General features: G+C 74.0%; 25 protein-coding genes, 1 tRNA gene and 1 pseudogene. 13 read left to right on the top strand and 14 right to left on the bottom strand.

All coding sequences use genetic code 11. The annotated features are described in order from the left end of the window. Nucleotides 1-53: 53 nt before the first annotated feature. Complete coding sequence (locus tag ACZ6O5_RS11305) at nt 54-566, bottom strand: flagellar biosynthesis protein FlgA (protein ID WP_465976316.1); 513 nt, start codon at nt 564-566, stop codon at nt 54-56. Between the two features lie 208 nt (nt 567-774). On the opposite strand from ACZ6O5_RS11305, the gene ACZ6O5_RS11310 reads away from it, so the two are divergent. After that, nucleotides 775-984: a hypothetical protein gene (locus ACZ6O5_RS11310; protein WP_465976731.1), complete on the top strand. Its 210-nt coding sequence runs from the start codon at nt 775-777 to the stop codon at nt 982-984. Between the two features lie 62 nt (nt 985-1,046). Here ACZ6O5_RS11310 and ACZ6O5_RS11315 read toward each other — a convergent pair. Further along, nucleotides 1,047-1,247, bottom strand: a pseudogene (locus ACZ6O5_RS11315) (FmdB family zinc ribbon protein); the annotation flags it as partial. Beyond that, entirely contained in the window at nt 1,204-1,851 is a 648-nt protein-coding gene (locus ACZ6O5_RS11320) for a 5-formyltetrahydrofolate cyclo-ligase (protein WP_465976318.1), read from the bottom strand. The pseudogene ACZ6O5_RS11315 and the gene ACZ6O5_RS11320, both read right to left, overlap by 44 nt. An 86-nt stretch (nt 1,852-1,937) precedes the next feature. On the opposite strand from ACZ6O5_RS11320, the gene ACZ6O5_RS11325 reads away from it, so the two are divergent. The 6 genes from ACZ6O5_RS11325 to ACZ6O5_RS11350 all read left to right on the top strand — a co-directional run bounded on the left by ACZ6O5_RS11325 (nt 1,938) and on the right by ACZ6O5_RS11350 (nt 8,345). After that, nucleotides 1,938-4,124, top strand: a complete 2,187-nt coding sequence (locus tag ACZ6O5_RS11325; protein WP_465976320.1) for a sensor domain-containing diguanylate cyclase — start codon at nt 1,938-1,940, stop codon at nt 4,122-4,124. 9 nt (nt 4,125-4,133) lie between these two features. Continuing rightward, nucleotides 4,134-5,123 carry a UTP--glucose-1-phosphate uridylyltransferase gene (locus ACZ6O5_RS11330; protein WP_465976322.1) on the top strand — a complete coding sequence of 330 codons (990 nt, stop codon included), beginning with the start codon at nt 4,134-4,136 and terminating at the stop codon, nt 5,121-5,123. After that, nucleotides 5,120-6,433: a molybdopterin molybdotransferase MoeA gene (locus tag ACZ6O5_RS11335; protein WP_107157119.1), complete on the top strand. Its 1,314-nt coding sequence runs from the start codon at nt 5,120-5,122 to the stop codon at nt 6,431-6,433. Before ACZ6O5_RS11330 ends, ACZ6O5_RS11335 begins: the two co-directional genes overlap by 4 nt. Then, nucleotides 6,430-7,071: a GNAT family N-acetyltransferase gene (locus ACZ6O5_RS11340; protein WP_465976324.1), complete on the top strand. Its 642-nt coding sequence runs from the start codon at nt 6,430-6,432 to the stop codon at nt 7,069-7,071. Before ACZ6O5_RS11335 ends, ACZ6O5_RS11340 begins: the two co-directional genes overlap by 4 nt. A 178-nt stretch (nt 7,072-7,249) precedes the next feature. After that, nucleotides 7,250-8,032, top strand: a complete 783-nt coding sequence (gene sepX, locus ACZ6O5_RS11345) for a divisome protein SepX/GlpR (RefSeq protein ID WP_465976326.1) — start codon at nt 7,250-7,252, stop codon at nt 8,030-8,032. A 239-nt stretch (nt 8,033-8,271) separates the two neighbouring features. Beyond that, a tRNA-Ala gene (locus ACZ6O5_RS11350) sits at nt 8,272-8,345 on the top strand. An 86-nt stretch (nt 8,346-8,431) separates the two neighbouring features. Here the strand turns inward: ACZ6O5_RS11350 and ACZ6O5_RS11355 are convergent. Next, entirely contained in the window at nt 8,432-8,575 is a 144-nt protein-coding gene (locus ACZ6O5_RS11355) for a hypothetical protein (protein ID WP_465976328.1), read from the bottom strand. Here ACZ6O5_RS11355 and ACZ6O5_RS11360 point away from each other — a divergent pair. Beyond that, nucleotides 8,561-8,932, top strand: a complete 372-nt coding sequence (locus ACZ6O5_RS11360; RefSeq protein ID WP_465976330.1) for a hypothetical protein — start codon at nt 8,561-8,563, stop codon at nt 8,930-8,932. The genes ACZ6O5_RS11355 and ACZ6O5_RS11360 overlap by 15 nt on opposite strands. Nucleotides 8,933-9,285: 353 nt before the next feature. Here ACZ6O5_RS11360 and ACZ6O5_RS11365 read toward each other — a convergent pair whose 3' ends face one another. Beyond that, the gene (locus tag ACZ6O5_RS11365) at nt 9,286-9,669 is read right to left on the bottom strand and encodes a hypothetical protein (protein ID WP_425785679.1); all 384 of its coding nucleotides are present in this window, start codon (nt 9,667-9,669) and stop codon (nt 9,286-9,288) included. A gap of 467 nt (nt 9,670-10,136) precedes the next feature. On the opposite strand from ACZ6O5_RS11365, the gene ACZ6O5_RS11370 reads away from it, so the two are divergent. Further along, nucleotides 10,137-11,252 (top strand): EcsC family protein, encoded by a 1,116-nt coding sequence (locus tag ACZ6O5_RS11370; protein ID WP_465976332.1) that lies wholly within the window; start codon nt 10,137-10,139, stop codon nt 11,250-11,252. 96 nt (nt 11,253-11,348) lie between these two features. Further along, nucleotides 11,349-12,218 carry an alpha/beta fold hydrolase gene (locus tag ACZ6O5_RS11375; protein WP_465976334.1) on the top strand — a complete coding sequence of 290 codons (870 nt, stop codon included), beginning with the start codon at nt 11,349-11,351 and terminating at the stop codon, nt 12,216-12,218. Nucleotides 12,219-12,343: 125 nt separating this feature from the next. Here ACZ6O5_RS11375 and ACZ6O5_RS11380 read toward each other — a convergent pair whose 3' ends face one another. From ACZ6O5_RS11380 to ACZ6O5_RS11400, 5 genes are all read right to left on the bottom strand, one after another. Next, entirely contained in the window at nt 12,344-12,808 is a 465-nt protein-coding gene (locus tag ACZ6O5_RS11380; RefSeq protein ID WP_465976336.1) for a hypothetical protein, read from the bottom strand. A 64-nt stretch (nt 12,809-12,872) separates the two neighbouring features. Beyond that, entirely contained in the window at nt 12,873-13,604 is a 732-nt protein-coding gene (locus tag ACZ6O5_RS11385; RefSeq protein WP_465976338.1) for a G5 domain-containing protein, read from the bottom strand. Nucleotides 13,605-13,863: 259 nt separating this feature from the next. Next, a complete protein-coding gene (locus ACZ6O5_RS11390; protein ID WP_465976340.1) occupies nt 13,864-14,583 on the bottom strand; it encodes a VOC family protein in 720 nt (239 codons plus the stop codon). Between the two features lie 128 nt (nt 14,584-14,711). Beyond that, nucleotides 14,712-15,944 carry a DUF4352 domain-containing protein gene (locus ACZ6O5_RS11395; protein ID WP_465976341.1) on the bottom strand — a complete coding sequence of 411 codons (1,233 nt, stop codon included), beginning with the start codon at nt 15,942-15,944 and terminating at the stop codon, nt 14,712-14,714. Nucleotides 15,945-16,023: 79 nt separating this feature from the next. Then, nucleotides 16,024-16,680 carry a 4'-phosphopantetheinyl transferase family protein gene (locus ACZ6O5_RS11400; RefSeq protein ID WP_465976343.1) on the bottom strand — a complete coding sequence of 219 codons (657 nt, stop codon included), beginning with the start codon at nt 16,678-16,680 and terminating at the stop codon, nt 16,024-16,026. A 120-nt stretch (nt 16,681-16,800) separates the two neighbouring features. Between ACZ6O5_RS11400 and ACZ6O5_RS11405 the strand changes: the two genes are divergently transcribed. Further along, nucleotides 16,801-17,070: a hypothetical protein gene (locus tag ACZ6O5_RS11405; RefSeq protein WP_465976345.1), complete on the top strand. Its 270-nt coding sequence runs from the start codon at nt 16,801-16,803 to the stop codon at nt 17,068-17,070. A gap of 56 nt (nt 17,071-17,126) precedes the next feature. Here the strand turns inward: ACZ6O5_RS11405 and ACZ6O5_RS11410 are convergent, their stop codons facing one another. The 3 genes from ACZ6O5_RS11410 to ACZ6O5_RS11420 form a co-directional block, all read right to left on the bottom strand. Then, a complete protein-coding gene (locus tag ACZ6O5_RS11410) occupies nt 17,127-17,900 on the bottom strand; it encodes a peptidase (RefSeq protein ID WP_465976347.1) in 774 nt (257 codons plus the stop codon). A gap of 2 nt (nt 17,901-17,902) precedes the next feature. Further along, entirely contained in the window at nt 17,903-19,192 is a 1,290-nt protein-coding gene (locus ACZ6O5_RS11415; protein ID WP_431935662.1) for a VWA domain-containing protein, read from the bottom strand. Between the two features lie 362 nt (nt 19,193-19,554). Continuing rightward, nucleotides 19,555-21,228, bottom strand: coding sequence for a dolichyl-phosphate-mannose--protein mannosyltransferase (locus ACZ6O5_RS11420; protein ID WP_465976349.1), 1,674 nt, complete (start codon nt 21,226-21,228; stop codon nt 19,555-19,557). A 92-nt stretch (nt 21,229-21,320) separates the two neighbouring features. Here ACZ6O5_RS11420 and rsmI point away from each other — a divergent pair, with 92 nt between their 5' ends. Then, nucleotides 21,321-22,160 (top strand): 16S rRNA (cytidine(1402)-2'-O)-methyltransferase, encoded by an 840-nt coding sequence (gene rsmI, locus ACZ6O5_RS11425; protein ID WP_465976697.1) that lies wholly within the window; start codon nt 21,321-21,323, stop codon nt 22,158-22,160. 74 nt (nt 22,161-22,234) lie between these two features. Here the strand turns inward: rsmI and ACZ6O5_RS11430 are convergent, their stop codons facing one another. Then, a complete protein-coding gene (locus tag ACZ6O5_RS11430) occupies nt 22,235-23,062 on the bottom strand; it encodes a hypothetical protein (RefSeq protein ID WP_465976351.1) in 828 nt (275 codons plus the stop codon). A gap of 127 nt (nt 23,063-23,189) precedes the next feature. Between ACZ6O5_RS11430 and metG the strand changes: the two genes are divergently transcribed. Beyond that, nucleotides 23,190-24,992, top strand: a complete 1,803-nt coding sequence (gene metG / locus ACZ6O5_RS11435) for a methionine--tRNA ligase (RefSeq protein WP_465976353.1) — start codon at nt 23,190-23,192, stop codon at nt 24,990-24,992. Nucleotides 24,993-25,001 lie beyond the last annotated feature (9 nt).

Genomic DNA, 25,001 nt, shown 5'->3' on the forward strand with positions numbered 1-25,001 from the left:
GCGGCGCAGGCCGACTCCCGGCGGGCGGCACGGGCTGGTCCGGGCGGAGGTGGTCAGCTGCGGACGACCACGGCGAAGCGGCTGCCCTCGGGCAGCCCGACCGCGCGCCGGGCCTGCTCGGGCGGCAGAGCCAGGTAGAGCGCGGACGAGCCGTCGACCGCCCCGCCGGCCCCCACCACGTCGAGCACCAGCGCGCGCGGGGCGAGCAGCGTGGGGTCCGGTGAGCCGCCGGCGGGCACCACCAGCAGGTCGACCCGGGCGCCCGGACGCAGCACCGCGAGCGCGGCCGGTTCGGCCAGCCGGATCGGCACGCCTACCGACCCGTCGGGCAGCGGCTGAGGGCCGGCGGACGGTGCGTCGGCGGACGCCGTGACGCCGGTGCCCGCGGACGACCCGGACGGAGCCGACCCGGGCGGCGGTGGCCCGGGCGGACAGCCGGCCGGCGTTCGGAGCACCGCCGCGGCCAGCCCCAGCAGCACCGCGACCAGCGTCACCCGCACCAGCGTGCGGCGTCGGGGCAGCCCGCGCCAACGCACCGGCCGTAACGTCGTCTCCCGACCCGTCACCGCTGCCTCCCGCCCGCCGGCCGACCGTTCCGCCAGCAGGCTAGGCGCGCCCGGTACCGCCCCGTCGCCCCGTCGCCCGCGCCTGTGGACAACCCGGTCGGCCTGTGGACAACCGGCGACGGCGGGCACGGAAGTGGCCGCCCCCGGGGGCAGGGACGGCCACGTCGGGTCAGCGCGTGATCAGGAGGAGCTGGAGGCCGCCGGCGCCTTGCTGGCCGACGCGCCGGAGCCCGAGCCGGACGAGCCCGACCCGGAAGAGCCGGACCCCGAGCCGGACGAGCCGGAGCCCGACCCAGAGGACGAGCCCGAGGACGAACCGGACGAGGACGAGTCGGACGAGGACGAGTCGGACTTCCCCGGCTTGCTCGCGGGGCTCGGCGCGCTGTCGGAACCGGACGAACGGGAATCCGTCCGGTAGAAGCCGGAGCCCTTGAACACGATGCCGACCGAGTTGAAGAGCTTGCGCAGCCGCCCCTCACACGCCGGGCACTCGGTCAGCGGCTCGTCCGAGAAGGACTGCACCGCCTCGAGCTGGTGGCCGCACGCGGTGCAGGCGTACTGGTACGTGGGCACGTTCTCCTCCGGATCTCTGGCACGGCCGGTCTGGCACTCGTGGTCTTCGAGTGCCAATGGTGCGTCATCGCACCCGGATTCGTCCAGCGGAAGCGCCCGGTCCCACATCCGGCACCGCCACCAGCCCGCCCCCGGGGGTGATCACGCAGTGCACCGGCCGGTCATGCGGATCGGCGGGCACGGACCTGACCAGCTCCCCGTCGTGCAGCAGCGCCACCGTCGGCACGGTGGCGGGCACCCGGGCCAGCGCGCGGTCGTACGAGCCGCCGCCCCGGCCCAGCCGGACCCCCCGGCGGTCCACCGCCAACGCGGGCACCACCACCAGGTCCGCGCCGGCCACGGCGGTCCGGCCCCACGGTGGCCCGGTCGGCTCACGCAGCCCCCGGCCGGCGGCGCGCAGCGACTCCCGCCCGGTGTAGGCGGCCCAGTCCAGGTCCAGGTCGTCCCGGAGCACCGGCAGCAACAGCTCCGCCCCGGGCGGCAGCGCGGCCCGCAGCACCTCCGGCAGATCGTCCCCGCCGGGCTCCGAGGCGACCGGCACGTACGCGGTCATCCGGGCCGGGCGCAGCCGGCGTACCAGGGCGGTCAGCTCGGCCTGGACGGACGCCGCCGCCTCGGCGCGACGCGGCGCGGACAGCGACCGGCGGGCGGCGAGCAGCGCGACGCGCAGTTCCCGCTTCGCCTCGTGCACCTCATCCGAAAAATCCGGCACGCAACACTCCTGACGCAACGCTTGCCTACCGGTCGCTCTGTGTCAGCATCGCACCAAGGGGCGCGGAACTTCCGGGGGGAAGGCTTTTGACGCTACGCGGGCGGTTGACGGTGGCCTTCCTCGTGGTGGTCCTCGGCCCCGTCCTGCTCGGCGCGTTCTTCGTCGGCGCCACCCTCAGCGCGATCGACCGCAGCCGCGCCACCGAGCGGCTGGGCCTGGCCGCGGCCGGCGTGCGTACCTCGGTCGACGCGCTCTGCCAGCAACTGCGCGCGGCGGCCGACGCGGTCGCGCTGGGGGCCGACCCGGTCGCCCGGTCGCGCGCCGCCGACCAGGTGGTCGGCCGGGGGCTGGCCACCGCCGTCATGATCGCCGACGCGGCGGGCCGGACCACCTACGCCACCGCCGGTGGGCCGCCCGGTCCCTGGCAGGACTGCGCCGGCGCGCCTACCGGCCGGGTGGGGGCGCTCGCCGTCCAGGTCCGGCTCCGCGACCCGGCCGGCGCCGACCTGGGCGCGGTCGCCGCCGCGCAGCCCGTCGACCCGGCCTTCGTGACGCGGCTCGCGGCCGTGACCGGCGTCGACGTCACCCTCCTCGACGGCCCCGGGCGGATCACCCACACGACCGAGGACCCGGGGGTACGCGCAGCGGTGCTGGCCGCCGCCGGCCAGGCGGTCGGGGAGCGGGTGGCCGGGACCGGCGACGGGCGGTACGTGCGTCGGGTGGGGCCGTCCAGGGGGCAGCCGCTGCCGTTGGTGCTCTCGGTGCCGGCCCGGCGTCCACCCGTCCTGTTCGGCGCGCTGGCCGCGGCGGTGGCGCTGGCCGCACTGCTGGCCGTGCTGGCCGCCTGGCGACTGGCCCGGGTGACGACCCGGCCCCTGGTCGAGCTGGCCGGCGCGGTGGACCGGGTGGCGCACGGCGACCTGACCGCGCGGGTGCCGGTCCGCAGCCGCGACGAGATCGGCCGGCTGGCCGCCGCGTTCAACCGGATGATGCGCGAGACCGGCAGCTACGTGGCGGCGCTGACCAGCAGCCGGGACCAGCTCCGCAACCACCTCGTCGTGCTCGGCGACACGCTGGCCAGCACGCACGACCTGCAACGCATCCTGCGGGTGATCCTGGACAGCGCGATCGCCGGGACCGGCGCACGGGCCGGCGCGGTGCTGCTGCTCGACGGTCACGGCGTGCTGGTCGGCCAGTGCGTCGAGGGGCTGGCCGGGCGTTGGCCGACCGACGACCCGGCGGACCCGGCGACGCTGCGGGTGCCGGTCGGCACCGGCGTGGTCGGCGCGGTGGCCGCCACCGGCGAGCCGGTGCGGGGCCGCTGGACCGCGTCGGACCCGCCGACCGGGGAGCCGACCTGTGAGACGTACGTGGCGGTGCCGTTCGCCGCCCCCGACCCGCGCGGTCCGGAGCGCCCCGGGCACCCGCCGCTGGACGGCGACCCGGCCGCGCCGCCCAGCGCGGCGCTCGGCGTGCTGGCTCTCTACGACCGGCTCGGCGGGCACGAGTTCGACGACGACGACCTGGCCACGCTGCGCACCTTCGCCGGCCACGCGGCGGTGGCGGTGGAGAACGTCCGGGTGCACGAGGAGGCGCAGCGGCTCTCCCTCACCGATCCGCTGACCGGGCTGTGGAACTACCGCTACCTGCGCGAGTCGATCCGGCGGGAGGTGGAACGGGCGAACCGGTTCGGCCGGATGCTCAGCGTGCTCGCGCTCGACCTGGACCGCTTCAAGGACGTCAACGACACCTGGGGGCACGCCGCCGGGGACGCCGTGCTGGTCGAGTTCGCCCGCCGGGTACGCGGCGTGATCCGCGAGGTGGACCTGGCGTTCCGGCAGGGCGGCGAGGAGTTCGTGGTGCTGCTGCCGGAGACCGACGCCCGGGGTGCCACGATCGTCGCCGAGCGGCTCGGGGCGGTGGTGCGGGACCAGCCGGTGCCGGTCGACGGTCACGGCGACGGGCCGCTGCGGGTGCCGGTGACGGTCTCCATCGGCATCGCCGTCTACCCGGACCACGCCGCCGGCGGCCAGCAGGTGCTCGACGCGGCCGACGACGCGCTCTACGCGGCCAAGGCGGCCGGGCGGGACGGCTACCGGATGGCCCCCGTAGCCGTCGGAGATCCGGCTCGCACCCAGGAGATTCCGGTGGTGGCCGCCACCGTCAGCCCGCCCGACGGGCTGCCCCGGGCCGGCGCGGCGGACCCGGCGGGCGCCGTACAGGGCGGCGCGTCTTCCGGTCCTCACCCGCCGCGGCAGAGCCGTGGCCGATAGTCTCGCGGCATGTCGGAGCACTCAGCGAACCCCTCAGCGGCCCCCGGTCGCTCCCGTGCGGTCAAGGCCGTCATCCCGGCCGCCGGCCTGGCCACCCGGTTCCTGCCGGCCACCAAGGCGGTCCCGAAGGAGCTGTTGCCGGTGGTCGACCGGCCGGTTCTGCAGTACATCGTCGAGGAGGCCACCCAGGCCGGCATCACCGACGTGCTGCTGATCACCGGGCGGGGCAAGACCTCGATGGTCGACCACTTCGACCGGCGACCCGACCTGGAGGAACGGCTCGCCAAGAAGCCCGAGCTGCTGGCCGCCGTCAAGCGCACCGAGGAACTGGCCGCCGTCTACACGGTCCGCCAGCCGGAGCAGCTCGGCCTGGGCCACGCCGTCGGGTTCGCCGAGTCGCACGTCGGTGAGGCCGCCTTCGCGGTGCTGCTCGGCGACGAGTTCGTCAAGCCCTCCGAGCCGCTGCTGCCGGCCATGCTGGAACTCCAGGCCCGCACCGGCGGCGTGGTGCTCGCGTTCTTCGAGGTCGACCCGGCCGAGACCAGCCGCTACGGCATCGCCTCGGTCGAGCCGGCCGAATCGGAGTACGCCGACATCGCCGAGGTCGTCAGGGTCACCGGCATGGTGGAGAAGCCCAGCCCGGAGGACGCGCCCAGCAACCTGGCCGTCCTCGGCCGGTACGTGCTGCCGGGGCGGATCTTCGACGCGATCCGGCGGACGAAGCCGGGCAGCGGCGGCGAGATCCAGCTCACCGACGCGATGGAGCTCCTGCGCACCGAGGGGGTGCCGGTGCACGCCATCGTCTACCGGGGCACCCGCTACGACACCGGCATGCCGCTCGGCTACCTCCAGACCGTGGTGCAGATCGCCGCCGAGCGGGAGGACATCGGCACCGAGTTCCGCAAGTGGCTCGCGGAGTTCGTCAACAACGGCGACGAGACCGTCACCGACGCGGTCCTCGACGGGCTGCGCAACGCGTCCGGCGGTGCCGATACATGACCGCGACGGCCGACGCCGAGGCGGCCGCGAACGAGTTGACGCCGCTCGCCGACTACCTGGGCAGCGTGCTGCGCAGGTTACGCGCGCTGCCTCCGCTCGACCTCGACCTGACCCAGGCGTACGGCAACGTGCTAGCCGAGGACGTGGTCGCCCCGCACTCGTTCCCCGCCTTCGACCAGGCGGCGGTGGACGGGTACGCCGCGCGCTGGGAGGACATCTCCGGAGGGAGCCGGGGGCCGGGCTACGTCCCGGCCCCCTCCGGTATCCGCGGCGGGCGCAGCATCCGGCTCAACGTGGTCGGTGACCTGGGCGCGGCGAGCTGGCGTCCGGTCCGGCTCACCCCCGGCGCCTGCTTCTCGGTGGCGGCCGGCGCGCCGCTGCCGGTGGGCGCCGACGTGGTGGTGCCGGTGGAGTGGACCGACCAGGGCATGGCCGCCGTGGAGATCTTCCGCGCGCCCAAGCGCGGGTACGGCCTGCGCCGCGCCGGTGAGGAACTCGTCGCCGGCACGCTGCTCGCCCGCGCCGGCGCGTACGTCTCACCAGCCCTGGTCGCGGTGTTCGCCGCCACCGGCATCGGGCACGTGGTGGTGCGCCCCAGCCCTCGGGTGGTCATCGTGGCCACCGGTGACGAACTCGTCGACGTGGGACGGGGCAGCCAGCCCGGTCAGGTGGTGGACACCAACTCGCACGCGTTGACCGCGGCGGCGGCCGAGGCGGGCGGGCTCGCGTACCGGGTCGGGATCTGCGACGACGACCCGGAGGCGCTGCGCGGCCTGCTGGAGGACCAGACGCTGCGGGCCGACCTGATCATCACCACCGGCGGCACCGGCACCGGGCCGGGCGACATGGTCCGCCGCATCCTGTCCCGCCGCGACGGCGGCCGGGCCGGGCCGGTGGCCTTCACAGAGGTGGCCCTCTATCCCGGCACGGCGTTGGGGTTCGGTACGGTCGGCGCCGAGGAGGTGCCGGTGGTGTGTCTTCCCGGTGAGCCCGGTGCGGCGCTGATCGGTTTCGAGGTGCTGGCCCGCCCGGCCATCCAACTGCTGGCCGGCGCCGAGCCGGTGTTCCGGCCCAGCGTGCGCGCGCACCTGCTGGAGACCGTCTCCTCGCCGGGCGGGCTGCGCGAGTTCCGCCCCGCGCACGTGGCCGAACGGCGCGGTGGCGGCTACACCGTGCAGCCGCTGGCCGGTGGGCCGTACACGCTCTCCGGCCTGGCCGAGGCGAACGGCCTGCTGGTGCTCGGCGAGCGGGTCACCACCGCCGCCGCCGGCTCCACCGTGGACGTGCTCCTGCTGGACCGGCGCCGGTGAGGTTCCGGCGGGCGCCGGGGTGGCCGGCGGTGCTGGTGGACGGTCCGGTGGTGCTGCGGCCGTACCGGCGTTCCGACGCGGCGGTCTGGTCGGCGATCCGGCGCGCGAACCGGGAGTGGCTGGCCCCGTGGGAGTCGCACGTGCCGGGCGGCTGGGACGCGACGAACTCGCCGGCCGCGTTCCGTCTGGTCCACGCCGACCAGCGGAGGTCGGCGCGGACCGGGGACGGCATGCCGTTCGCGGTCTGCCTGCGCGAGGACGGGCAGGAGCGGCTCGTCGGCCACCTCAACGTGGGCAGCATCGTGCGGCGGGCGTTCTGCTCCGGGTACGTGGGCTACTGGGTGGACTCGCGGGTGGCCGGGCGGGGTGTGATCCCGACCGCCGTCGCGCTCGCCGTGGACCACGCGTTCGGCCCCGGTGGCCTGCACCGGATCGAGGTGAACATCCGGCCGGAGAACGTCCCGTCCCGGCGTGTGGTGGAGAAGCTCGGCTTCCGCGAGGAGGCCTACCACGTGCGGTACATGCACATCGACGGTGCTTGGCGGGACCACATCGGATACGCGATGACCGGCGAGGAAGTGGCCGCCGAGGGCGGTCTGCTGGCGCGGTGGCACCGCGTACGTGACAGCCGGCGCTGAGCCGTTCCGGCCGTGACGCCCGGCGCGGCGCACGGTGAAGCGGGTCGGCGGCCCGTAACCTCAAGTAACTGCAAGCTGTGGCAAGCGCTGCTGGCCCGCACGATGTGCGCCGTTAACGAGAGTCGACGGAAGAAGTTGCGGCCGTGTGGCGCTCGCCCCGAACTTGGTGACGGGAGGGGTGAGGGTGCCGACGTCGGTGCTCCTCGCCGTCCTCGCCGCCGCCGGTCTGCTCGCCCTCGCTCCGGCGCTGGTCCGCCGGTACGACGCCACCGAGCGGCTGGTGGCGGAGCGGGCGCAGTCGACGGCGCGGGTGCTTCAGCGCCAGCGTCGTCGACGCACCGTGCCCGGACGCCAGCCGGTACATCCGCCCCGCGCCCTCGTCGTCACCTTGAGTGAGAACTCCGACACGGGCGGTCTGGTCCGTCCGGTCTCCGCGCCCCCCGTCCGGCGGCGCTCCGGCCGGCTCCGGCCCGTCTCGGCGGTCCCCGCACAGTCCCGCCGACGGCACCCGCCCCGCCGACGGCACACCACGGCCGTCTACCGCCGACGCCGGGTGCTCGCCGCGCTGCTGCTGCTCAACCTGGTCGAACTGGTCGGCGTGATGCTGGTCGGGCCCGGGTTCTGGATCAGCGTCTCGGTCACCGGCGCGCTGCTCGTCGCGTACGTCGTACACCTGCGGCAGCGGGCCCTCGCCGAACGCCGGCGGCGGCGCGCGGACGCCCGGGAAGCGGCCTGGCTGGCCGCCCGCCAGGCCGAGGTGCGCCGCGAACAGGCCCGGCGCGCGGCAGCCCGGCGGGAGGCGCAGCGCCGGCTGGCCGCCCAGCGGGAGGCGGTCCGGCGTACCGCGATGGGCCTGGACCGGCCGGCGGACCTGCCGCCGGCCGCGAGCGGCGGCTCGGTGTCCTACCGGCGGGCGGGCGGCCTGCGCGGTCGCCCGTACCAGTCCGGCCGGGGCGCCTGACCGCGCCTGTCCTCGGGCGCGCGCCGGCAGGGGACGCTGCGTCGATCTTGGAGTTGTGGTGCCAAGGTTTGCCCCTTTGAAGGCTTATCGGAGGTGCCACAATTCCAAGATCGACGGGACGGGTCGGGTGGGGCCTCGGGTCGGGCGGGGTGGTTCGCGTGTGAGGGGCGCGACCTGTTAGCCTTGTGCCGGCCCGCCCGGTGCAAGCCGGGTGGGACCTGCGCTGGTCCGCCAGCGGAGGGGCTGTGGCGCAGACTGGTAGCGCACCTCGTTCGCATCGAGGGGGTCAGGGGTTCAAATCCCCTCAGCTCCACCCAGTTCAAAGGCCGTTTTCCGCTCGTCGGAGGCGGCCTTTCTGCCGTCTCCGACGAGCCACTACCGTGCCGGTCGTCCGCGCTGTCAGTCGAACAGCCGGTCGAGCGTTTCCTGTTCGAGGTCGCGCCAGCGCTGGCAGTCCTTCAGCGCCGTGACGGGGACGGCCGCGCCGCCGTCGAACTGGTCGACGAGGCCGCGGAGATGGCGGCGTGGGTGGGGGACGGCCATGACCACCACCGGACCGGGTTCGGCCCGACGGCGGTCGAGCTTGCCCGGATCGCGGTAGCGGCGGAACGCGGTGACGCGGCGGACGCCGTGGCCCGGCACGAGCGGGTGATCACGCGGGACGGATGGCGGTGGCTGACCGCCGAGCATCGGGCCGCGTACCTGATGGATGTCGCCCGTGCGTACCTGCAAGCGGGTGACCCGGTCGGTGCCGGCCGGCTCGTGGTGGAGGCCGACCGGGTCGCGCCGGCCGAGATCCGTCACCGGCCGGACGGGCGGGACATCCTCGCCCGCGTTGCCCGTGATCCGCGCGCCCCGGCGATGCTCGTTTACCTCGCCGCCGCGCTCGGGGTGGGCTGACGATGACCGCGCCGTTTCTGTCCCTGGCCCAGATCCGCAACCGGCTGATTGTCGCCGCCCGGTGGATTCTCCGCGTTCCCCGCAGGCTGATTGACGTCGGACGAGCCTCCACCCGATCCGTCGAAGGCCGGTTCGTGTCGAGAAGGCAGGTGCACCTGCACCATTGACGTCAATGGCCGGCGGGGGTTCAGAGCGAGTGGGTGAGAGGCGCGGTTGCCGCAGACAGTCGGGGTGCCGATCTCGCGTCACCCTGCTGCCTGCGGCAACCACACCACATCGTTTATCGGTTAATCCGACCAGATGACGCGTGGCGATGCCGTGGTGGCTTTCCGCGCGTCATTCGTCGGTCCGGATCAGGTCTTGTCCCGCTGCTCCCCACCGACAATCGCCGTGCAGCAGCCGGGGTTCGCCCAACCCTGCGCGGTAAGATTCCAGACGATCGTCGTGTTCTCCGGGAAGTCGTAGTTGCAGGTCTTGGAGGTGCCCGCGCCGTTGCTGTTCACACACTGGCCGCTGCGGCTGCCCACCTGCCAGAAGGCGATCGCGGCCCGCCCGTCGCTCTCGTCGTCCCACACGGTGAACTTGTCGCCGTAGCTGGTGAAGGTCGCATGCGCGATCCGGTTCGGCCAGAATCCGTAGATGGTGTCGCCGGAGTCGGCGAGCGCGGGAGTCGCGGATGCGGCAACAAGTGCCACCACAGCACTGGCGGTGAATCCGATCCTTCGGGCTAGCTTCATGACGAACTCCGTTCCCGGGCACCGCATTAGGCGCCTTCATGGTTCGTTGAACACGACATCCGGGGAATCGGCACACCCGCCGCCCCCCAGCGATCTCCGCCGAGCATAGTCCACTGTGTCTACCCCCGTTCGGAAACGTCGATGGGTGATCGGTCGGTGACGCGGAGACTACGATAGGAGCGCTCCCAAATGTAGCTATCGGTAAAACCGCTAGAGTGCATGACAATCGTTGATCTGGCCCTATTCAGGCTGACTTATCGGGTGTCACCCGGCATGGCACGTTCAAATCCCGTGCAGTTCGAAGGCCCACCGTGGTCCTTTTCGGACTTCGGCCCGAGTCGGCCATACCGCCCACCGCCACGGGTGACCGCTCTTGAGTCGGATAGCCGCTTGTCGGATCGCTTGAGGCCCCGAGTCCCCGGCACCAGACTTGATCGGGTTTTCACGAATCGACAGGGGGGGCGCTGATGCGGGAAGGCATGTCCGACTACGAGGCCCGGGCCTGGTCCAGCCTGCTGGAGAGCGAGCGGAAGCGCCGCGACGGCGTGCGGGCGCGCATGGTCGGCCAGGTCGCGTCGCTCACCAGGCGTGCCGGCGAACAGATCAAGAAGATCCCCGGCGGGAGCCGGACCATGCAGCTCGGCGACGAGACCATCATGAAGGCGCTGGAGGGTGGCTTCAAGGCGATCTTCCTGCCGGCCCTGCGTTCGGCGTCGCTGGCCAAGCGGGCCGAGCGGTTGCGCCGTGACCACCCGGACCTGGCCGAGGGCTCGCCGTTCGGCTCGCTCGACCTGAAGGACCTCGACAAGGGTCGGCCCGCGATGACGATCCCGTTCGTCGGGGTGATCGAATCCGGCCTTGCCTCCGTCGCGGTCACCGGCGCCACGGTCAGCACCACCGTCAGCGGCGGCACGACGGCGGGTGTCGCGGTCGCCGCGGTGGCATCGGACGTGGTGATCTCGCTGGCGCTGCTCGGCCGGGCGGTGGCGGAGGTGGCGGTCCACTACGGCTACGACCCACGGGACCCCGAGGAGGAGTTGTTCCTGATGGGGGTCCTGAACTACAGCATGGCGTCGTCGTCCGCGAGCAAGACGGCAGCGCTCGCGAGCCTGTCGCGCCTCACCCAGCAGATGATGCGCCGCGCCACGTGGAGCCAGTTGGGCCGGGACCCTCTCGTCCGGGTCATCCAGCAGATCTTCAAGCTGCTCGGGCTGCGGCTGGTCCGGACGCGGCTGGCGAACGTCGTGCCGATCGCCGGCGCGCTCGTCGCCGCCGGGCTCAGCTTCGCCATGCTCCAGTCGGCCATCGAGGACGCGACCCGGCTCTACCGCGCCCGCTACCTGGCGGAGAAGCACGGTCTGTCGTGGGAGGAGTGGATCACGAAGCCGACGTCGGCGGCGGACGCGACGGAGCCCGCCCCGCAGGCGGACGCGACGGTGGTCGAGGTCGACGAGCTGCTCGACGACGTCACGTCCGTCGAGCAGGGCGGCTCGTCCGTGGAGCGGGGCGACTCGTCCGCCGGGGAGGACGCCGGCGACGTCCGGCCCGCCTCGGACGACCGGCTGAACGGTCCCCGCGCCTGACGGGTGGCGGTGGGCGTGGACACCGCCGTGAGCAGCACCGGCATGGGAATCCCGGCGGACCGATGACTTTCCGGGCCGACGGCTGTCGACCGGAGCATGACCACGCACACGCTCCAGACACCCGACGTCGACCTCGTCTACGACGTGCACGCCCCGAACACCACCGCCGGCGGGCACCGGCCGCTGTTCATGATCGGCCAGCCGATGTGCGCCGACGGCTTCGCGGCGCTGGCCTCGTACTTCCCGGACCGGACCGTGATCACCTACGACCCGCGCGGGCTCGGCCGCAGCGTGCGCCGGGACGGCCGGACCGACTCCGTGCCCGAGACCCAGGCCGGCGACGTACGGGCCGTCGTCGACGCGCTCGGCACGGGCCCGGTCGACATGTTCGCCAGCAGCGGCGGCGCGGTGACCGCGCTCGCCCTCGTCGCGGCGTACCCGGACACGGTGGGCACGCTGGTGGCGCACGAGCCGCCGCTCGTCACGCTGCTGCCCGACGCGGACGCCGCCGCCCGGGCCACCGCGGCCTGCCAGGAGGCGTACCGGAAGAACGGCTGGGGTGCCGGGATGGCCGCGTTCGTGGCCATGACGTCGTGGCGCGGCGAGTTCACCGACGACTACTTCGCCCGGCCCCTGCCCGACCCGGCGGCGTTCGGGATGCCGGTCGAGGACGACGGTTCCCGGGACGACCCGCTGCTCTCCGACCGGTCCGTGGCGGTCACCAGCTACCGGCCCGACGTCGACGCGCTCCGCGTGGCACCGACCCGGCTGGTCATCGCGGTGGGCGAGGAGTCGGCGGACACGTTCACCGGCCGCACGTCGGTGGCGACGGCCGAGCTGCTCGGCGGGCGGCCGGCGGTCTTCCCGAGCCACCACGGAGGCTTCGTCGGTGGGGAGGGCGGCTACGCCGGCCAGCCGGAGGCGTTCGCCCGCCGGCTGCGCGAGATCCTCGACGGCCGGGGCTGACCGGCCGGCCCCGGCCTCGCCGCCCGGCCACCGCGTCGCGGGCGTCGCCGGCGACCCGGTCGCCGCGCTACGAGCGTCGCGGGCTCCGCGGCCACGCGGCACGGTGCTGGTGCGGTTGAACCGCCTCAGGCCCGGCGCAGCTCGGCGACCATGACCGGGTAGGGACCGGCCGGCGTGTCGGGGCCGGCCTGGTCCGCCGGGACCACGTTCTCCATCACCAGCCGCAGCGTCGCCGGGTCGGCGGCGTCCAGCGTGATCCGCCACCCCCACCCGCCGGCGTACTCGGCGGCCAGCTCGACCGCCGACGCCGCGCCCGTCGCGCCGGTGAGCGTCATCGCGGTAGGCTGCTGGTGCCACGAGTCGCCCCACCAGGCGGCCAGCGACCCCGGCTGCTCCCCGCTGGCGATCACGAGCAGGCCGTCCTGCGGGCCGTCGTCCGGATGCGTCCACGCGTACGCCACGGTGGTCAGGTGGCCGCCGGCAGCGGTTGTCACGGTCAGCGAGGCCGGCGACTCGGCGAACGGATCGGCGGGCAACATCCGGAAACCGTTGGTGCCGGCCCAGGAGCCGGTGGCGTCAGCGATGATCACCGGCTCAGCATAGGGGCGCGGAAGTCGTCCCCGCGCCCCTGCGCCGGCACCCCGGCAGCAGCCGTCAGTCGTCGCAGCCCACCCCGTCGCCGTCCCGGTCCAGGTCGTAGATGTCGCTGCCGACGACCCGGACCGGGCCGTCGACGTACGCGGGACCGTTGCCGCTGCCGCCGGAGCAGTCCACGTCGCTCGCGACCGGTACGCAGGCCCCGCTGTAGTTCGGGTCGCATTTGCGCGCCGGCTTGGTGCCGATGGCGACCACCTGCGTCACCGGCTGCCTGCTGACCACGGACCGGATGAGCTTCCGGGCGGTCTGCACCCCTTCGGTGACCGTCACCCGGTAGGTCAGCGTGCGCACCCCGTTGACGCCGCGCGTGCGTACCTTCTTCGTGCCCTGCGTCAGGGTGGCGTCCTTGACGGTCCGGGTGGGGTAGGCGATCTTCGCGGTCGCGGTGACGGTCGTGGTCCGGACCTGGGGTGACGGCGGCGCGCTCGGGCTCGGGCTCGCCTCGGTCGGCGACGCGGCCGGGGACGGGACGGAGGTCGTCGGCGCGGCGATCGCCGCCGCCTCGACACCGGTCGTCGCGGAGGTGGCCGGCGCGGCCTTCTTCCCGGCCGGAGCCGAGGAGGAGTCGGGGCCGGCTCCGATCGCCACGCCGCCGCAGCAGCAGAGCACCAGCACGCCCGAGGCCACGACCGCGACCTTCGCGCCGCTGGAGAGCCGGCGCCACCAGGACTGTCTCGGAGCGGGATACGCCGGGCGGGGACCCGGGACCTGCGGTGATGGGTTCGTCACGCACCACAGTCTGCTTGCGTACGCAACGATTGCCAGCGGTCAATCGGTGCGCTCCACATCGACGCTGCGGCAGCGTCCGGCGACGACGAGTTGCGGGATTCGGACAACCGGCGGGCCCCGGTGGCGCCCGGTCGACCGACCCCGACCGGTGACCGACGACGGCCGGCCGATCGTTCCGCCGCGGCACCGCCATAGATCCTGTACGGGGCCGCCCTCGCCAGGGCCGTTCCGCACCGAGGTCTCGGTGCGGCGGGAACGGCTACGCCGGTGGCAGCAGGGCGGTCAGGTCGGTGGCGTGCCGCAGCGTGTCGGCCAGCCGGCCGCGCAGCGCCTCGTCCAGCGGCACCGCGTCGGCCCGCCGCAGCAGCCCACGCGCAACCGCCGGCTCGTCCAGCAGCAGCGCCAGCTCGGCGCGGTAGACGAGCGCCTCGACGTGGACGCCCGGATCGTCGGCGGCGTCGGGCCGGGCCAGCGCGCCGTCGAGGATCCGGGCGGCCTGCTCGGGCATCCCGCGCGAGTCGGCCTGCACCACCGCGTTCCCCAGTGCCCGGGCCAGCCCGGCCCGGTCGTCGTCGGCGTCCGGGGTGGCGGCCCGGGCCACGAACCGGATCCAGTTGCCGCCGGGGTCGACGATGCTGAACCCGGTGTGCCCGTCGGCGTTGCGCCGGAGCCGGGGACGCGTCATCCGGGGCACGCCGGAGACGAGCACCTTGCCGTAGGCGGCCCGCAGGCCCGCCGCGAAGGCCCGGTGGATGCCGACCGGATCGTCCACCACGACCAGGCAGCTACCGTACGAGGTGGCCGGATCGAACTCCGGCATGCCGAAGAAGTGCAGGTTCAGATCCTCCCGGCGCAGCGCCAGGTACGGGTTGGGGCGCGCCTGCCGGTGCGTCACCTCGAAACCGAGGGCCCGGTAGAACGGCGCGACGTCGTCCAGGGAGCGGCACGGCAGCAGCGGGATGGTGGTCTCGTTCGCCATCCGTCGAGCCTGGCGGCCGGCGAGTGGCACACGCACATGAAAACACCCGAACGGCTCGGCGGCACCGACCGAACGGCCCGGGGGCCGGCCCCCGACGGGACCGGCCCCCGGGCGGGGTCACGCTCCGGTCAGGGCTTCCAGGACCCGGCGGTACGCAGGTGGTGCTCGTACTCGACGACGCCGTTGCGGTCCTTGACGTCGAAGATGAGCTGACCGCTGCGCTTGGAACCGGCCGGCAGGTTGTTGCCGGAGGTCATCAGCTTGCCGCAGCCGGAGAACGCGCCGGCGATGCCGCTCTCCTCGGTGCCGTCCGCGCCCTTCCAGGTGAAGAAGAACGGGTTGATCGAGCCGGTGCCCTTGGTGACCTCGGCGGACACGTCGGCGATCAGGAACGTGCCGTTCTTCGGGGCGGACGCGTACTCCCGGCAGGCGGTGTCCTTGGTCCGGAAGTTGCCGACGGTGATCTCCACCGTGCCCTCGTCGTCGTTGACGATCAGCTTGTCGCCGGCGGGCATGTTGAACGTCTCGTCGTCGGTGGTGCCCGGCTGGGGCGTGGTGACGGACGGGTCACCGGTGGGCGGCGGGGGATCGATCGGGTTGCTGTAGCTGATGCCCGGGGTGGGCAGCGTGTCGATCGCTTCCTTGGTCTTCTTCGCGCCGCTGTAGAGCGCGAAGACGCCACCGCCGCAGCAGAGCAGCAGCAGGACCACCACCACGATGCCGACGGTGAGCCAGACGTTCCGGCCGGACTTCTTCGCCGGCGGCCCGAACGGCTGCCCCGGTGGCGGCGGGTACGGCCCGGTCGCCTTGTACGCCTCACCGCCCGGCGGCGGGTACTGCCCACCCGGTGGCGGGTACGGCGCGCCCGACGCGGGCGGATACCGCGGCTGCGCCCCGCCCGGCGGCGGGTAGCCCTCCGGCGGCGGATAGCCACCTGCCTGCGGGTAACCCTCCGCCTGCGGGTAGCCGCCTGCCTGCGGATAGCCGCCCGCCTGTGGGTAGCCCTCCGCCTGCGGATAGCCGCCCGCCTGTGGGTACGCCCCACCCGACGGTGGGTACGGCGTGCCCGACGTCGGTGGCGCCGGCGGGAACGCCTCGGTGGACGGTGGCGGCGGGAACGCCTGGGTCGGTGGGACCGGCGGGAACGCCTGGGTCGGCGGGGCCGGCGGCTGGGGCGGCCCGGAGACCGGCGGGTGGGGCGCGCCCGAGAGGGGGGCCGTCGGCGCGTCCGGGGTCGGCGGCGGCGCCCAGGGGCTGCCGGACACCGGCGGCATCGGCGCGGTGGGGAACGCCTGCGTCGGCGGTTCCTGCGGCTGCTGGTCCGGGTCCTGTGACCCGGACGGAGGCTGAGGGTGGCTCACCGTACTCCTTGGGCACCTTCGGGAGGAGATTTCAGTCGGGACGACGGTACAAGCCGTCTACAACGCCGCCGTCCGGCCCTCACCGACGTGCCAGGACGGCGGCGGTACGGATCAGGTCGTCGTCCACCGCGAACCGTCCGGTGATCGACGATGGCGGATCGGGCACCGGGGCGGCGGCGAGCCGGGCCGGCGCGATCTCGGCGCGGAACGTGCCCGCGTCGGGGTCGAGCGTGAGTCGGGCGTCCGGGAAGCCCAACCAGGTGCCGACGAGCGGGTACCAGACCTTGTAGACGGTCTCCTTCGCGCTGAACAGCACGGTCGGCCAGGGGAGCCCGGACGGCAGCCGGACCAGGTCCGCCTCCTCGTCGGGGCGGCACACCTTCCGGCGTACCCCCGGGGTGAGCGGGCGGTGCCCCTCGGCGTCGATGCCGACCGCGCGCACGTCGGTGGCGCGGGCGACCGCGGCGGCGCAGTAGCCCTCGGTGTGGGTGATCGCCCCGACGACGCCGGCCGGCCAGACCGGGGCCCGGTCCGGGCCGGTGGGCAGCGGCGTGACCGGCAGGCCGAGCGCGGCGAGCGCCCGGCGGGCGCACGTCCGGCCGGCGGTGAAGTCGCGCCGGCGGCGGGGCACCGCGCGGTCGCCCAGGCCGGCCCGCTCGGCCGGCAGAAGCGTGCCGGACCAGTCGGCCGGACCGGCCACCGCCACCGCCACGGTGGGCGGCAACAGGTCACGCACGTGCGTCAGTGGGTGACTGGGACACGCGGTGACCGTACCGTAACGGCGGAGCGCAGTGTGGCGCTGAAAGAACGTTGTGGGGGGAGGCAGCGTCATCGACATCGATGGAAGGAGCGGCCGATGGCCCCCTGTGTGGAGGCGTCGGAACCACGGTCCGGCGAGCACATCCCCGTGACGCCCGACTGGACCTGCGGCTCGTGCGGCGAAGACTGGCCCTGTGCCACCAAACGCCGGAACCTGCTGATCGAGTACCAGGTGGACCGGGCGTCGCTGAGCGTCTATCTCGGTTCCTGCCTGGCGTCCGCCACGCACGACCTGCGTGCCGCGCCGGTCACCGCGTTGCAGGACCGGTTCATCGGCTGGGTGCCGCGCGGTTCGCGTACGGTCTGAGTGTGGCGCTTCCGGTGGCCGCCGCGTCGGGTTCGCGGCGACCACCGGTCGCGGTCTCAGCGGCGGCGGGGCCGCCGGGTGAGGGCGAAGCCGACCACGCCTGCCGCGGCGGCGAGCACCCCGCCCACGCTGGTCCACACCCAGCGCGAGCCGGCTTCGGGGAGCCAGCCGGTCAGGTCGGTCTCCTCCTCGGCGGCCGGCTCCGGCGTCGGCTCGGCGGTCAGCACCGTCCCGGCCCGCGTGTTCGGCACCAGCGGCGCCGCCAGTTCACCGTCGTCACCGGACGCGCCGCCGGAGTCGGTCGCGCCGGCCAGCAGGTCCACCTCGATCGGCAGGCCCAGGTCGGGCTCGGGCAGGTCGGTGACGGAGAGCCGGACGTAGTAGGTGCCGGGCAGCGGGTCGCCGGACCACGGCTCGGCCCACGGCCGCACCCGGCGCAGCGTGCAGCCGAGCGTCACGCCGGTCGCCACGACGTCCACGGTGGGGGTCTGCGCGCCGGCCGTGCACGCCTGCCGGCGACGCAGCCCGTCGAACACGTCGACGGTCCAGGTGGACGGGCCGGTGCGCGGCTTTCCGAAGGTGACCGTGACGCCGACCTCGTGCACCTGCCCGGCCTCGGCCCGGAACGACCAGTACAGGTGGTCGCCGGTCGAGGCGCCGACCCGTACCGGCTGGCCGGCGGTGATGGTTGTGGCGGTGAGGAACGAGGTGCCGGCCTTGGTCACGGTGGTGGCACCGGGGGACGGGCTCGGGGCGGCGAGGGCGGCGCCGGGCGCGAGCGCGAGGCCGGCGGCGGCGGTCGCCGCGGCGAGGCGGATGAGGGTACGCATCCTCAGTTCTCCCTCCAGGTGGCGACCCACCAGCGGGTGAGCAGCCCGGCGACCAGGCCGGTGACGAGGCCGGCCAGGGTGAGCAGGAGCAGCAGGGCCCAGCCACGGCCCAGGTCCGGCCCGTCCGGGGCGGGGGAGGCGGCGACCACGTCCACGGTCAGCTCCACCGGCATGCCCGGTTCGGCGCGGGTGCCGGCGCGGGCCGCGAACGAGTTGCTGACCACCAGGCAGACGGTCCGGGCCGCCGCCGTCGCGCTCGGGGTGGGCGTCGGGCCCGCCGCGTCCTCCTCCTCGGCGGCCGACCAGCGCAGGCCGGCCGAGACCACGTCGGTACGCCCGCTGCCGGCGTCGACGCCGCGTACCAGTTCCCGCCCGTCCGGCGCGGTGGCCCGCAGCAGCACGCCGTAGTCCGGGTTCACCGGCCGGTCCAGCCCGACGCTGACCGAGGCGCGCAGCTCCTGCCCGGCACGCACCGGCACCCGGTACCAGCGGTGCTCGGAGAACGCCTCCCGGTCGGTGTAGACGCCGGGCGCGAGCAGTGGCGCGTCCGCGCAGGCCGCCGCGCCGCCGACCACCGCCGGGGTGACCGTGTACGTGTCGCGGGCCCGGTCGACGAGCTGCTTGATCCGGCCGGTCAACTCGTCGGCGCTCTGCGCCGCGGTGTAGGTGCCGCCGGTGGCGCCGGCGATGCAGAGCAACTGCCGGCGTACCTTCTCGTCGGGGGCGAGGCCGAGTGTGTCGACCACCAGCCGGGTGCCCTGCGCGGCCAGCTCGCGGGCCACCTCGCACGGGTCGGGCGGGGCGCAGGTGTCCTCGCCGTCGGTGATCAGCACGATTCGGCGGGCGGTGCTGCCGGTGCCCAGGTCCTGCGCGGCGGAGCGCAGCGCCAGCCCGACCGGGGTGAAACCGGTGGGGCGCAGCCCGGCGACGGCGGCCTTGGCCTGGGCCCGGTCCACCGGGCCGACCGGCACGATCTGCTGGGTGTCCCGGCAGCCCTGCTTCTTGTCCTTGCCCCGGTAGGTGGCGCCGAGCACCCGGATGCCGAGCTGCGTCTCGTCGGGCAGGCCGTCGACCACCTCGTTGAACGCCTGCTGGGCGACGCTGATCCGACTGCGCCCGTCGATGTCGCGGGCCCGCATCGAGCCGCTGACGTCGAGCACCAGCTCGACCTTGGGCGGTTCGGCGGCGGGTTCGGTGGTCTCGTCGTCGGCCCCGGCGGGGCTCGGACCGATCAGCGCGATCGCCGCCAGCAGTCCCCACAGGACGGCCGTCGATCGTCTCTTGTTGATCACCGGGCGAGTGTAGTGAGATCCACAATGGAGGATCATCCGGGTGGTGGGGTGCGATCCGGTCGACGATGGTGTCGAACTCGTTATGTTCCGGGGGGATGACCCACCGTTAGCTGCCCGATGTAAACCTTTCGGGGGGTGGCGCGTTGGTCGGAAATCTGACTGAGCTGCACCCGTTGTGCGGTCGGCGCAGTGTGGTTAAGCTCTGTCTTGCGCGCCCCAATCGCCCGCTTCCCCCGTGGCAGGCGATCGGGGCGCGCTTTTTTCTGCCCCAGGGCCGCTAAGCAGATTTGCGGCGTGGGCGCAAGCGCATTTCGGCCCGGTGGAGAGGTCTCCACCGGGCCGTCGTGCGTTTCGGCCCGCGGTCAGATCCAGCGGCCGTCCAGCCACATCCGGGCGGACCAGTCCGCGTACGGCAGCAGCTTCCCCACGAAGATCGGGTAGAAGTAGCCGAAACAGAGCGCCACCAGCAGCACGTAGGCGCCCACGATGATGCCGCCGACCAGACGGCGGTCATTGGTCTGCTCCTCGCTCGGCGGCGCGGCCGTGCCGGTGACCGGTGCGGGGGTGACGATCGCGCCCAGCACGTAGACCACGGCGAGCACCAGGAACGGCACCGCCGGCGCGGCGTAGAACGAGAACATCGTCCGGCCGTCGAGCGCGAACCAGAACCAGGGCAGCAGCCCGGCCGCCGCGCTCAGCAGGATCGCCCCGGCCCGCCAGTCCCGCCGGGCCAGGCCGAGCCAGACGGTCGCGGCCAGCGCCGGCAGGAACGACCACCAGAGCAGCGGGGTGCCCAGCAGCAGCACCTCGGAGGCGCAGCTCGCCGCGCCGCAGCTGCCGTCACCGGACCAGGCGAACGCCACCGGCCGGCCCAGCAGCAGCCACTGCCACGGCCAGGACTGGTACTTGTGCGGGTCGTCGAGCTGGGTGTGGAAGCCGTACGCGGCCTTGTGGTATTCCCACAGGTTGATCAGCGCGCCGAACACGGGCGTGTCGCTCAGCCCCTCGACGTTCGGGTAGCGGCTGGCCAGACGGTAGTAACCCTCGTCGCTCAGCAGCCAACCCGACCAGGTGGCCACATAGGTCACCACCATCAGCACGCCGGCCGCGAGCAGCCAGGGCAGCTCGTCGAGGACGGCGTCCCGCCACGGGCGGCGGACCCCGGCCGACCGGCGGACGCCGACCTCCCAGAGCAGCACCAGCAGCGCGAACGCCGGCACGAAGTAGATCCCGCTCCACTTCACCGAGCAGGCGCAGCCGAGCAGCACGCCGGCGAGCAGCCGCCACCACGGCCAGTTCCGCCAGCCCGATGCCGGCCGGCCGGCGCGCCCCGGCGCCGTCGGGTCGAGCCCCGCCTCCAACGCCCGGGACCAGCGTCGCCGCCGGGCGTCCCGGTCGAGCACCAGCGCGCCGAACGCGGCCAGCACGAACAACAGCAGGAAGATGTCGAGGATCGCGGTGCGGGACAGCACCAGGTGGAAACCGTCGAGCGCGAGCAGCAGGCCCGCCGCGCAGCCGAGCGTGGTGGAGCGGAACATCCGCCGGCCGATGCGCACCAGCAGCAACACCGACAGCGTGCCGCAGACCGCCGCGCCGAACCGCCAGCCGAACTCCGGGGCGGTGGTCATCAGGTGCCCCGGCACCGAGATGTTGGTCTCGGCGTCCTGGTAGCCGAAGGCCCACTCGCCGAGCCCGATCAGCCACTTGCCCAGCGGCGGGTGGACCACGTACGACGGGCCGTTGTCCTTGTAGTTCCACTCGACGCCCCGGTCGATGAGCCCGTACGCGTCCTTGGCGTAGTAGGTCTCGTCGAAGATCTTGCCGGAGGGGTGGCTGAGCCCGACGAAGCGCAGGATCGCGGCGATCGCCACCACCACGGCGGTGGCCAGCCACGCCTGCCCCCGGCCCAGATGGTCGTCGACCGTGGCGAGCCGACGCCGGACCGCGGCCGGGATGCCACCCCCGCCGTCGTCGCCGGGTGAGCCGGCGGCCCGGTCGGTGGTGGAGGGCTCCTGTGCTGTCGAGGCACTCGTCACCCGGCGATCGTAGGCTGCGAGGGTGCCCGGTGGCGTCCATCGTCCCCGAAATTGGTACGACCATCGATGAAGGAGCGCACGCCGTGGGGGAAATGTCCGAGGTGGGACGGTTGGTGCTGCTCGGCGCGCCGCTGGGCAACCCGGCCGACGCGTCCACCCGGTTCCGCGAGGTGCTCGCCACCGCCGACGTGGTCGCCGCCGAGGACACCCGGCGGCTCACCCGGCTGGCCCGCGACCTCGACATCACCGTGCCCGGCCGGATCGTCTCCTACTTCGAGGGCAACGAGGAGCGGCGTACCCCGGAACTCGCCGAGGTGCTCACCGCCGGCTACACCGTCGCGCTGGTCACCGACGGCGGCATGCCGAGCGTCTCCGACCCCGGCTACCGGCTGGTCCGGGCCGCGCTGGAGGTCGGCGTCCCGGTCACCGCCGCCCCCGGCCCGAGCGCGGTCACCACCGCGCTGGCGCTGTCCGGGCTGCCCTGCGACCGGTTCTGCTTCGAGGGCTTCCTGCCCCGCACCCCCGGCGCCCGCCGCTCCCGGCTGCGCGCGCTGGCCGGCGAGGAACGCACGCTGGTGCTCTTCGAGGCGACCCACCGGATCGCCGGGGCGCTTGCCGACCTGGCCGAGGCGTTCGGCCCGGACCGGCCCGCCGCGCTCTGCCGCGAGCTGACCAAGACCTACGAGGAAGTGGTCCGCCGGCCCCTGGGCGAGCTGGCCGAGTGGGCCGCCGCGGGGGACGTACGCGGCGAGATCACGCTGGTGGTGGCCGGTGCCCCGGCGGCCCCGGCGGTCCGCCCCGACGACGACGCGCTGCGCGCCGCGGTGGCCGAGCGCGAGGCGGCCGGGACGTCCCGGCGGGACGCGATCACCGAGGTCGCGACCGCGTACGGGCTGCGCCGCCGCGACGTCTACGCGGTCGTGCACCGCTGAGGCTGAGCCGCCGTCGCGGTGAGCGGGGGCCCCTTCTCTACCGGAGGCGTTAACAAGGGGCCCCTCCTTCCACCTCACCAGGTGGCGGTGAGGAAGCCGATCAGGATCAGGAGGGGGGCGGCCACGGTCAGGCCGACCGCCCAGCGCCGCTGTCGCGGGTCCGCCAGTCGGGTCGCGCCGGTCCATCGGGCGATCCCGGCGGCGCAGCCCGCCACCAGGGCCAGTCCGAGCAGCCAGCGCAGGTGCCGCCCGACGCCGGAGTCCGCGTACGCGGTGGCGCCGCCCGGTCCGGTCATCCGGGCCGGCAACGTGCTGCCGGTGGCGGTGTGTCCGGCGGGCACGCCGCTGACCCGTACGCCCTGCGCCTGGAAGCGGTCGCCGTCGGCCTGGAAGATGCCCCGGCAGCGTTGGGTGAGTCCGCCGCCCGCGCACTCGGTGATCATCACGGTGCCGCCCGTCGAGTGCCCCACCGCCAGCCAGAACGGGCCGGCGCTCACCCAGGCGAAGAACGCGGCGAGCAAACTCAGCGTCACCAGCACGGCGAGCCCGGCGGGCGGGTCCGGCGGGTGGGCCGGGCGGGCCGGCTCCCGCCGGGCGCGGATCCGGACGGTCCGGCGGCGCGGCTCGTCGCGCAGCGGCGTGCCGTCCCAGTGCACCTCCTCGATCGGCGCCCAGCCGGTCGCCTCGTCGCCGGCCGGGACGGACCGCCGCTGCCAGCGCGGCTGCCGCACCGGCACCCGGCGCGGCACGGCGTCCACCGGCGCCCCGGTGGTCGGCTCCACCTCCACCGTCGGATCCACCGGGTCCACCCGGGGCTGCGGGGCGACCGGCGTGCCGCGCGGCGCGGCCCGGGCGGACGCGGACGGCTCGGGCGCCGCTGGTCTGCTGGTCACGCCGTTCATTCCACACCCGCGACGCCGGCTCGCCGGGCAGCTCAGGCCGCGTGTCGGCGACAAATCGGGCGTACGCCGGGCCGGACCGCCCTATTGGTTCGCGGGGCACCCGCGGCAATCACTAGTCTTGACGCTCATGAGTCACGTTCTCGCTGCGGTCGCCTGGCCCTACGCCAACGGCCCGCGCCACATCGGCCACGTATCCGGATTCGGCGTTCCCTCCGACGTCTTCGCCCGGTACATGCGGATGGCCGGTCACGACGTGCTCATGGTCTCCGGCACCGACGAGCACGGCACCCCGATCCAGGTGCAGGCCGACGCCGAGGGGGTCACCGCGCGTGAGCTGGCCGACCGCTACAACCGGGTGATCGCCGAGGACCTGCGGGCGCTCGGCCTGTCGTACGACCTGTTCACCCGCACCACCACCCGTAACCACTACGCGGTGGTGCAGGAGCTGTTCACCGGGCTGCACCGCAACGGCTACATCGTCCCGAAGGTCACCACCGGGGCGATCTCCCCGTCCACCGGCCGCACCCTGCCGGACCGCTACATCGAGGGCACCTGCCCGATCTGCGGCTACGACAGCGCCCGCGGCGACCAGTGCGACAACTGCGGCAACCAGCTCGACCCGATCGACCTGATCGACCCCAAGTCGAAGATCAACGGCGAGACGCCGGAGTTCGTGGAGACCGAGCACTTCTTCCTCGACCTGCCCGCGCTCGCCGACGCGTTGCGGCAGTGGCTGGACACCCGGGAGGGTTGGCGGCCCAACGTGCTGCGGTTCTCCCGGAACCTGCTCGACGACCTCCAGCCCCGGGCCATCACCCGGGACCTGGAATGGGGCGTGCCGATCCCGCTCGACGGCTGGCAGGACCGGAACGACAAGCGGATCTACGTCTGGTTCGACGCGGTGATCGGCTACCTGTCCGCGTCCATCGAGTGGGCCCGCCGCACCGGCGACCCGGAGGCGTGGCGGAAGTGGTGGTCGGCCGACGCCGAGGGGAAGGACGCGCTCGGCTACTACTTCATGGGCAAGGACAACATCGTCTTCCACTCGGTGATCTGGCCGGCGCTGCTCGGCGGCTACTCCGGCGAGGGCGCCCGCGACGGCGAGCCCGGCCGGCTGGGCCGGCTCAACCTGCCCACCGAGGTCGTCTCCAGCGAATACCTCACCATGGAGGGGCGGAAGTTCTCCTCCTCCCGCAAGGTCGTCATCTACGTCCGGGACTTCCTGGAGCGCTACGACGCCGACGCGCTGCGCTACTTCATCGCGGTCGCCGGCCCGGAGAGCAACGACACGGACTTCACCTGGGCGGAGTTCCTCCGCCGCAACAACGACGAACTGGTCGCCGGCTGGGGCAACCTGGTCAACCGGTCCGTGTCGATGGCGGCGAAGAACTTCGGCGCGATCCCGCCGGTCGACCCGGCCGGGCTCACCGACGCCGACCGGGCGCTGCTCGACGCCGCGAGGGCCGGCTTCGCCACCGTCGGTGACCTGATCGCCCGACACCGGCAGAAGCAGGCCATCGGCGAGGCCATGAAGGTGGTCGCCGAGGCCAACAAGTATCTGTCCGAACAGGCGCCCTGGAAGCTCAAGGGCGACGACGACAAGCCGCGGATGGGCACCATCCTGCACGTCGCGCTCCAGGTGGTCAGCGACGCCAACACGCTGCTCACCCCGTTCCTGCCGCACTCCGCCCAGCAGATCCACGAGTTGCTCGGCGGCACCGGGACGCACGCGCCGATGCCGGTGATCGAGGAGGTCGACGACCTCGACGGTGGCCCGGCGTACCCGGTGCTGACCGGCGACTACACGGTCGGGACGCGCTGGGAGTCCGTACCCCTGGAAGCGGGCCGGCCGCTCGCGGCGCCCAAGCCGGTGTTCCGCAAGCTCGACCCCTCGATCGTCGACGAGGAACTGGCCCGCCTCGCCGGCTGATCACGACGG

This window comes from Micromonospora sp. NPDC049201, assembly GCF_055586805.1.

Coding starts and splice junctions, on each gene's coding strand:
- ACZ6O5_RS11405 (WP_465976345.1), top strand. CDS start 16,801: ATGGCCCCCTGTGTGGAGGCGTCGGAACCACGGTCCGGCGAGCACATC.
- ACZ6O5_RS11410 (WP_465976347.1), bottom strand. CDS start 17,900: ATGCGTACCCTCATCCGCCTCGCCGCGGCGACCGCCGCCGCCGGCCTC.
- ACZ6O5_RS11355 (WP_465976328.1), bottom strand. CDS start 8,575: ATGGCCGTCCCCCACCCACGCCGCCATCTCCGCGGCCTCGTCGACCAG.
- ACZ6O5_RS11365 (WP_425785679.1), bottom strand. CDS start 9,669: ATGAAGCTAGCCCGAAGGATCGGATTCACCGCCAGTGCTGTGGTGGCA.
- ACZ6O5_RS11430 (WP_465976351.1), bottom strand. CDS start 23,062: ATGAACGGCGTGACCAGCAGACCAGCGGCGCCCGAGCCGTCCGCGTCC.
- ACZ6O5_RS11375 (WP_465976334.1), top strand. CDS start 11,349: ATGACCACGCACACGCTCCAGACACCCGACGTCGACCTCGTCTACGAC.
- ACZ6O5_RS11335 (WP_107157119.1), top strand. CDS start 5,120: ATGACCGCGACGGCCGACGCCGAGGCGGCCGCGAACGAGTTGACGCCG.
- ACZ6O5_RS11330 (WP_465976322.1), top strand. CDS start 4,134: ATGTCGGAGCACTCAGCGAACCCCTCAGCGGCCCCCGGTCGCTCCCGT.
- rsmI (WP_465976697.1), top strand. CDS start 21,321: ATGTCCGAGGTGGGACGGTTGGTGCTGCTCGGCGCGCCGCTGGGCAAC.
- metG (WP_465976353.1), top strand. CDS start 23,190: ATGAGTCACGTTCTCGCTGCGGTCGCCTGGCCCTACGCCAACGGCCCG.
- ACZ6O5_RS11370 (WP_465976332.1), top strand. CDS start 10,137: ATGCGGGAAGGCATGTCCGACTACGAGGCCCGGGCCTGGTCCAGCCTG.
- ACZ6O5_RS11390 (WP_465976340.1), bottom strand. CDS start 14,583: ATGGCGAACGAGACCACCATCCCGCTGCTGCCGTGCCGCTCCCTGGAC.